Raw genomic sequence first — 6,237 nt, forward strand, 5'->3', positions numbered from 1 at the left:
GCGGGAGAAGGTGTCGCCGACGAGGCCGAGGCGGCGTTCGCTGTGAAAGCGGCTGCCGTCATAGGAGACGATGCCGGCGGCTTCCTGGCCGCGGTGCTGAAGAGCGTGGAGACCGAGGGCCGTGATGGCGGCCGCCTCAGGGTGGCCGTAGATGCCGAAGACGCCGCATTCCTCGCGGAGCGTATCTCCTTCCAGATCGTCCTGAAGCTCCAGCGCGGCCGGGCTCAGACCGGCTTTGGGATCGAGATCAAGTTGGGCGTCCTGGTCAGGGTGTCGCATCTCGTCTCCGCGCCTCTCTTTAGGGCCTAATCAACGCGCTGTAGGTTTCTCGATCAGCTTTTTCAGGCTGTCACGAGCAGGTTTACTGTATCCGTCGCCACTGCCCGAAGGCTGCTGCTCGGAATCAGCTTGATCATCATCTGGTTTGTTTTTCTTGAATCTCTTCAAGATGGTGTTCTCGGGGTCATCCGGCAAGAGCGCCATCAGCCAATCGCCGGTTCCCTGGAGCACCACGCGGGATTTCGCCCCCGTCACCCAGTCCGGGCGCTGCTTGTCCGGTACCAGCCAGGTGAAGAACAGGAAGGCGACCACGACGATCAAAAGCCCGCGAGCGAGGCCAAACAGGAAGCCGAGGGTGCGGTCCAGCGCGCCGATCCGCGAATCGAGGATCATGTCGGAGATCCGGACGGTGATCACGGAGACCACGACCAGGGTACCGACGAACACGCCGGCGACCACGACCACGCTCGCGACCGTGTCGTTGTTGAAATAGGTCTTTGCGGTCGGCAGCAGCTTGGAGAAGGAGTACAGCGTCACGATCGCCGCCGCGCCCCAGGCTGCGATCGACAGGATTTCGCGCATGAACCCGCGGACCATGGCAAGCAGGCCCGAGATCAGCATCACACCGAGCAGGATCAGGTCGAGGAGTGTTACTGGCATCGGCTGGTCTGGTCCGCTCGTACTCTCAAAGGTGCTCAGCGAATCGGTGTTTGGCCGCCGCCCTAAAAGAGGGGCAGACGGCGTTCCCGGCAAGGCCGCAACCACGCAATCCCATGCTGCTTTTGTGACGGCTGTATAGCGGCGGGGGCCGGGGACGTCACCTCCGGCTACCCCTCTCCACGGCGGAATCTTGCCGGTGTGGCATTTTTCTCCGCCGATCCGCCGGATTCGCCCCGACGAGAGCCGCGGGCGGCGATCTCGGCCACCAAAGTCGTCAGGCTGTTCACCGCATTGAGCGACAGTCCGGCGTCGCCACCGGCTTCGCCCCGGGCCGATTCGGGAAGCACGGCGCGCTGGAAGCCGAGTTTGGCGGCTTCCTTCAGCCGGGCCGGGGTCTGTGCCACCGGTCGGACCACGCCCGAGAGCGAAATCTCGCCGAAATAGACTGCGTCCGTGGGTAACTGGGCATTAACCAGCGAGGACACCAGCGCCGCTGCGGCGGCGAGGTCCGCCGCCGGCTCGTGGATGCGCAAGCCGCCTGCGACGTTGAGATAGACGTCGTGGCCGGACAGCTTGACCCCGCAATGGGCCTCCAGCACCGCCAGCACCATCGAGAGCCGGCTCGGGTCCCAGCCGACCACGGCCCGGCGCGGGGTGCCGAGCGAGGTCGGAGCGACCAGTGCCTGCAATTCGACCAGGACCGGCCTCGTGCCCTCGATGCCCGCGAACACCGCGGTGCCCGGCGTGCCGAGATCGCGCTCCGACAGGAACAGTTCGGAGGGGTTGGTGACCTCGCGCAGACCAAGGCCGGTCATTTCGAACACGCCGATCTCGTCGGTCGGGCCGAAGCGGTTCTTGACGGCGCGCAGGATGCGGAATTGCTGCGAGCCTTCGCCCTCGAACGACAGCACCGCGTCGACCATGTGCTCGACCACGCGGGGGCCGGCGATCTSGCCGTCCTTGGTGACGTGGCCGACCAGGATGATGGCGGCGCCGGTCTTCTTGGCGAAGCGGATCAGCGCCTGCGCGGAGGCGCGCACCTGGGTGACCGTGCCGGGCGCGGATTCCACGGTGTCGGTCCACATGGTCTGGATCGAGTCGATCACGATCAGGCGGGGAACCGCACCCTCCGACAGCGTGGAGACGATGTCCTCGACCGAGGTCTCGGCCGCAAGCTGCACCGGGGCGTCCGACAGGCCGAGCCGCTCGGCGCGCAGGCGCACCTGGGCCACCGCCTCTTCGCCGGAGATGTAGACGATGCGGTGGCCGGCGCGCGCCATCATGCTGGTGGCCTGCGTCAGCAGCGTCGACTTGCCGATGCCGGGATCGCCGCCGACCAGCAGCACCGAGCCGCGGACGAATCCGCCGCCGGTGACGCGATCGAGCTCGGTCATCCCAGAGGACAGGCGCGGCGCATCCGGGCTCTTTCCGGCGAGGCTCTCCAGCGCGAACGTCCGGCCCTTGCGCTTGGAGCGGATCGAGACCGGCACGCTGCCGCTCGTGTCTTCCTCGGCGAGCGTATTCCACTCGCCGCAGGACTCGCATTTGCCCTGCCAGCGGTTATAGGCCGCGCCGCAATTCTGGCAGACGAAGGAAAGCGTGTTCTTGGCCATGGGAGGTGAATCGGTTGTCAGGGGGATTGTGTGGCATTCCATAGCATGGAGAGACCCGCCGCCACCATGATGGCATCCATCACCAGCCGGAACACATCCGGCTTCAAATGCAGCACGAAGCGCTTTGCGATGAAGGCACCTGACATCAGCGAAGAGCCTGCGATCAGGCCCTTGATGAAGACGTCGCCCGTCAGCGCACCGAGGCGTTCGAAGGTCACGGATTTCGCGAAGTAGAGGCCGAGCGAGGCGGCGGCTTCCGTCGCCAGGAACGCGCCCTTGCTCAAGCCGTAGAACAGGAACAGCGGCACGCTGAGCGGGCCGGTCGAGACCACGATGCCGGTGAGATAGCCGATGACGGCACCGCCGATCGCCATATGCCAGAGATTGGCCTTGAGGTCGTGCCGCGCCAGCCAGTGCCGGACCGGCACCATCGCGATCAGGAAGATGCCGATGGCGAGATCGACGGTGTGCGAGGGCAGCGCCAGCAGCGTGCGCGCGCCGAGCGCTGCGGCCGGGATGCCCGTCACCGAATAGGCCGCGCAGGCCCGCCAGTCGACCTCGCGCCACCAGGCCAGAATTCGCGAGAAATTCGCCATCACGGAGGCCACAGCCATGATCGGCACGGCTTCCTTCGGCCCGTACGCATAGACCAGTACCGGCATCAACATGATCGACGAGCCGGTGCCGACGATGCCTGAGATGGTGCCGGCGACGAGGCCGACGGTGAGGACGAAGAGAAAGGCCAAGGGCGGGCTCCGGGAATCGGCGCAGTTTAGCTGGTGGAGGCGTGCAGGGCGAACGATCGGGGGCGCTTGTCTCGTGGTTAATCGGCGGTGTTGCCGGAACCGCCAATCCGACCTGCTCGGCGGCCTGATCCTTAGAATTTGAAGCGTATTGATCGGAGCCTTCGCTCAAAGAATTTGAGGTCCCGCGATGCCCGGTCACCATTCCTTCTCCGCGCTCGACCGCCATGCGGTGCTCGGCGGATCCGACAACGGCTTTCCCTGGTACGCCGGTGCGATGCTCGCGGTCGAAGCGAGTGAAGTGGTGCGGCTGCGCTGCGAGAAGCTCAGCCACGGCGATGAGGCCGCCGGGCAGGAGGCCGTGCTGATGGTGAGCGAGAAGATCGCCGCAGCCTTCGAGGCTGCCGCAGGGCTGCTTGCGGGGGCAACGCCAGCGGCCATCGTCCAGCGCTATCGCGAGCATGTGGCCGCCAATGCCAGGCGGCTGTCCGCCAGCGAGACTCCATGACGAATTCTGCTGCTGACAGCATGTTGGCAGCAGGGGCCGGCTATGACCATCTCCTGACAAAACGGAGAGCGGGTCATGCCGATCGAGGCAAGCTGTCATTGCGGTGAAACGGTGTTCGAGGTGACGGAGGCGCCCTCGAACGTGACGCGCTGCACCTGTTCGCTCTGCGCCAAGCGCGGCGCGTTGTGGGCCTATTACAAGCCGGCGCAGTTCCGCCTGCTGTCGCCGCCGGAAAACGTCGCGACTTATCTCTGGGGCAGCCGCACCGTCAAACACCATTTCTGCGCAAACTGCGGCTGCGGCACCTATTCGGAGTCGCCGGACTGGTCGACCGGCAAGCCCGACTTCGACAATCCCAGGGTCGGCGTCAACGCGCGCCTGTTCGATGAGTTCGATCTGGACGCCGTGCCGGTCAACGTGATCGACGGCAAGAATTTGTGGTGAGAATGCTGCCTCCCGTCCTCTTGAGGCTGCCGGAGAAAGCTGATCTGTTTCCGGCCTCGGTGAGCAGAAAAGGGGAGGAAACCCATGATGCGTCTTTTGACGCGAGCGATGCTCGCATTGTGTCTGGGCGTTGTAGCCAGCTTCAGCGCGGCGCAGGCGCAGACCAAGCCGAAGGTCACGACGCTCGGACCTGACTTCCCCAAGGCGGCGTTGTTCGTCGGGAACAGCTTCTTCTACTACAACAACGGCATGCCCGGGCATCTCTCCTTCATGGAGCGGGCTGCGGATGCAGCCAACAAGGCGGCGTATCGCAACACCATGGCCACGATCGGCGGCTCCGGCCTCGACTGGCACGACATGGACAATCTGCTGCGGCCCGGCGGCATCGGCGCCTACTCGTTCGACGAGCAGAACGTCGTGATCTTCAACAAGCCCGGCAAGCAGTTCGACGCGGTCGTGATGATGGATTGCAGCCAGTGCCCGATCCATCCGCAGTTGAAAGACGCCTTCGCCGTCTTCGCCAAGAAGGACAGCGAGATCGTCCGCGCCCACGACATGCGGCCCGTCCTGTTCATGTCSTGGGCCTACGCCGACAAGCCTGACATGACCGAGGGACTGGCCGAGGCCTACACGGTCGCCGGCAATGCCAATGATGCGCTGGTCATTCCCGCGGGCCTTGCCTTCGCGCGCGTCCGCAAGCTTCAGCCGGAGCTCAACCTCTATGCGCCGGACAAGCGGCATCCGAGTCCGGCCGGCACGTATCTGGCGGCCTGCACGACGCTCGCCGCGCTGACAGGTCGCTCGCCGGTCGGCAATTCCTACATCATGGGGCTCGATCCCGAGACGGCGCAGCTGCTGCAAAAGGCGGCGTGGGACACTGTGCAGGAGTATTACGGCCGCTGATCTAGCGCAGGACGATCCAGGCCGGCGCGTGATCGCTCGCTCCGTCCTCGCCCCGAACCTTGTTGTCGACACCGGCCTTGGCCAGGCGTGAAACGAGGGCGGGGCTGAGCAGCAGATGATCGAGCCGCAGGCCCGCATCGCGCGGCCAGCGGTTCCGCTTGTAGTCCCAGAATGTGTAGATGCGCTTGTCCGGATGAAGCTCGCGGACCGCGTCGCACCAGCCTTGCGTGACCAGCGAGGCAAAGGCCGCGCGGCTCTTCGGCTGGATCAGCGCGTCCTTATCCCAGGATCTCGTCGGATAAATGTCGATCGCCGTCGGCGCCACGTTGTAGTCGCCGGCGAGCACCACGGGCAGGTCCTGCTTGATGAAGGTCTTGGCGTGGCGCTTCAGGCGCGCGAACCAGTCGAGCTTGTAGTCGAATTTCGGCCCCGGCTGGGGATTGCCGTTGGGCAGGTAGATGCTGGTGACGATGATGCCGCGCACGGCGGCCTCGATGTAGCGCGCCTCGTGGTCGTCACGGTCGCCGGGCAGGCGGTCGCGGGTAAGAACGGGCTCGGCATTGCGGGCGAGGATGGCAACGCCGTTCCAGGTTTTTTGTCCACGCCATACTGCGCCATAGCCGGCCTTTCCGATAGCGCCCGCCGGAAATTCGCCATCACTTGCCTTCAATTCCTGGAGCGCGACGACATCGGGCTTCGCCGCGCGCATCCATGCCAGCAGATTGGGCAGGCGGCGGTTGATGTTGTTGATGTTGAACGTCGCGATCTTCATGTAGAGCTGCTGGCTCCTGCCTTCCGACACCGGAGATACAATGTCCAAGTTGAGCTTTGCTGCCATCGTCGTCGTTGCCGCGTTCTCCGGTGCGGCTTCGGCACAATCGGCCGATCCGCGCGGCGCGTGCAAGGCGGATTACGACAAATTCTGCGCCGGCCTCGCGCCGGGCGGCGGCATCGTCGCCTGCCTCAACGGCAAGCGTGACCAGCTCAGCGCGACCTGCAAGGCGGCGCTCGACAGCAGGAAGAAGAAGTAAGCGCCCACTCTCGTGTCCCGGACGCGCCGCAACGCGTGAGCGTTGCTGCGCAGAGC

8 protein-coding genes and 1 pseudogene are annotated in these 6,237 nt (G+C 65.1%); 4 read left to right on the forward strand and 5 right to left on the reverse strand.

Features of this window, described 5'->3' with window-relative positions; genetic code table 11:
- From AC1D00_RS21920 to AC1D00_RS21935, 4 genes and pseudogenes are all read right to left on the reverse strand, one after another.
- Nucleotides 1–279: pseudogene (locus AC1D00_RS21920) on the reverse strand (amidophosphoribosyltransferase); the annotation flags it as partial.
- 30 nt (nucleotides 280–309) lie between these two features.
- Nucleotides 310–939, reverse strand: coding sequence for a CvpA family protein (locus AC1D00_RS21925; protein ID WP_404559022.1), 630 nt, complete (start codon nucleotides 937–939; stop codon nucleotides 310–312).
- Between the two features lie 167 nt (nucleotides 940–1,106).
- On the reverse strand, nucleotides 1,107–2,552 hold the full coding sequence (gene radA / locus AC1D00_RS21930) for a DNA repair protein RadA (RefSeq protein ID WP_477012099.1): 1,446 nt from the start codon (nucleotides 2,550–2,552) through the stop codon (nucleotides 1,107–1,109).
- Between the two features lie 17 nt (nucleotides 2,553–2,569).
- Nucleotides 2,570–3,298 carry a sulfite exporter TauE/SafE family protein gene (locus AC1D00_RS21935; protein WP_477012100.1) on the reverse strand — a complete coding sequence of 243 codons (729 nt, stop codon included), beginning with the start codon at nucleotides 3,296–3,298 and terminating at the stop codon, nucleotides 2,570–2,572.
- A 187-nt stretch (nucleotides 3,299–3,485) separates the two neighbouring features.
- Between AC1D00_RS21935 and AC1D00_RS21940 the strand changes: the two genes are divergently transcribed.
- The 3 genes from AC1D00_RS21940 to AC1D00_RS21950 all read left to right on the forward strand — a co-directional run bounded on the left by AC1D00_RS21940 (nucleotide 3,486) and on the right by AC1D00_RS21950 (nucleotide 5,150).
- Nucleotides 3,486–3,803, forward strand: a complete 318-nt coding sequence (locus AC1D00_RS21940) for a hypothetical protein (RefSeq protein WP_477012101.1) — start codon at nucleotides 3,486–3,488, stop codon at nucleotides 3,801–3,803.
- Between the two features lie 75 nt (nucleotides 3,804–3,878).
- Nucleotides 3,879–4,247 carry a GFA family protein gene (locus AC1D00_RS21945; RefSeq protein WP_025576274.1) on the forward strand — a complete coding sequence of 123 codons (369 nt, stop codon included), beginning with the start codon at nucleotides 3,879–3,881 and terminating at the stop codon, nucleotides 4,245–4,247.
- An 84-nt stretch (nucleotides 4,248–4,331) separates the two neighbouring features.
- On the forward strand, nucleotides 4,332–5,150 hold the full coding sequence (locus AC1D00_RS21950; RefSeq protein WP_477012102.1) for a hypothetical protein: 819 nt from the start codon (nucleotides 4,332–4,334) through the stop codon (nucleotides 5,148–5,150).
- 1 nt (nucleotide 5,151) lies between these two features.
- Here the strand turns inward: AC1D00_RS21950 and AC1D00_RS21955 are convergent, their stop codons facing one another.
- Entirely contained in the window at nucleotides 5,152–5,922 is a 771-nt protein-coding gene (locus tag AC1D00_RS21955; RefSeq protein WP_477012103.1) for an exodeoxyribonuclease III, read from the reverse strand.
- A 40-nt stretch (nucleotides 5,923–5,962) separates the two neighbouring features.
- Here AC1D00_RS21955 and AC1D00_RS21960 point away from each other — a divergent pair, with 40 nt between their 5' ends.
- Entirely contained in the window at nucleotides 5,963–6,181 is a 219-nt protein-coding gene (locus AC1D00_RS21960) for a hypothetical protein (RefSeq protein ID WP_025576279.1), read from the forward strand.
- The last annotated feature ends 56 nt before the right edge of the window (nucleotides 6,182–6,237 follow it).

The organism is Bradyrhizobium sp. P2_E8, from assembly GCF_056403875.1.

Excerpts from the sequence above, each read along its gene's own strand:
- AC1D00_RS21925 (WP_404559022.1), bottom strand. The coding sequence starts at position 939 with ATGCCAGTAACACTCCTCGACCTGATCCTGCTCGGTGTGATGCTGATC.
- AC1D00_RS21955 (WP_477012103.1), bottom strand. The coding sequence starts at position 5,922 with ATGAAGATCGCGACGTTCAACATCAACAACATCAACCGCCGCCTGCCC.
- AC1D00_RS21945 (WP_025576274.1), top strand. The coding sequence starts at position 3,879 with ATGCCGATCGAGGCAAGCTGTCATTGCGGTGAAACGGTGTTCGAGGTG.
- AC1D00_RS21940 (WP_477012101.1), top strand. The coding sequence starts at position 3,486 with ATGCCCGGTCACCATTCCTTCTCCGCGCTCGACCGCCATGCGGTGCTC.
- AC1D00_RS21960 (WP_025576279.1), top strand. The coding sequence starts at position 5,963 with ATGTCCAAGTTGAGCTTTGCTGCCATCGTCGTCGTTGCCGCGTTCTCC.